Origin of the sequence: Bartonella queenslandensis AUST/NH15 (assembly GCF_000312585.1) — a bacterium.
Taxonomy (GTDB): Bacteria; Pseudomonadota; Alphaproteobacteria; order Rhizobiales; family Rhizobiaceae; genus Bartonella; species Bartonella queenslandensis_A.
This window is the reverse complement of sequence record NZ_HE998011.1, coordinates 8,037-8,723: the sequence shown is the minus strand read 5'-3', so window position 1 is coordinate 8,723 and position 687 is coordinate 8,037. Positions and strand designations below refer to the sequence as shown.

1 protein-coding gene is annotated in these 687 nt (G+C 45.9%); it reads left to right on the top strand.

Translation table 11 applies throughout. The features are described from left to right. The coding region (locus BN338_RS07485; protein ID WP_039760614.1) for a DUF4815 domain-containing protein at nucleotides 1–687 on the top strand (687 nt) is incomplete at both ends.

The following is a 687-nucleotide window of genomic DNA, read 5'->3' as shown; positions in this document are numbered from 1 at the left end:
AAAAATGGACATAATCAAGTCTTTAGCATTCAAGAAGGAGAAGCCAATATCAATGGTTTCAAACGCAAGCGTTTAGCCGCTTTGCGTCATGAAGAGGTAGAAGACTTTTCGACAAGTGCCGTTCCTAGCGAAACCCATATTTTTACACCCTCAAAGGGAAAAACAAGCTTTACCTTTAAACCCTATTATTTTCCCATTGCCGCTGTTCAATCCATTTTACTGACCAAAGAAAAAACAGTGACGATAACCCGCGGTGCGATTGCCGCAGGGCGTGATGGTGTTCCCGATAAAAGCATCACCGCTTTTGTCAAAATTGTTCAAGGTGGAAAAGAATTTAAAGAAGGCACGGATTTTAAAAAAACCGGAGACACCATTGATTGGGCACCGGTGGGAGAAGAGCCCTTGCCAGGAAGCAGCTATACAGTGACTTACCGTTACCGCGCAAAAATCACGGCTGATAAAGTCACAGCGCAGGAAATCATTGTCTCAGGGGGTGCGGAGGGTGGTGATATTATTGTCAGTTACACCTACAAACTCCCGCGCATTGATCGTATTGGTCTCAACACGAAAGGCAATGTGGTCTATATCAAAGGGGTTTCCTCAGACCAACCCATGGCGCCTAGTGTCCCTGATGATGTGCTCTCCCTTGCCACTCTTAGCAATAATTGGCTTGAAACCCCGCAGGTG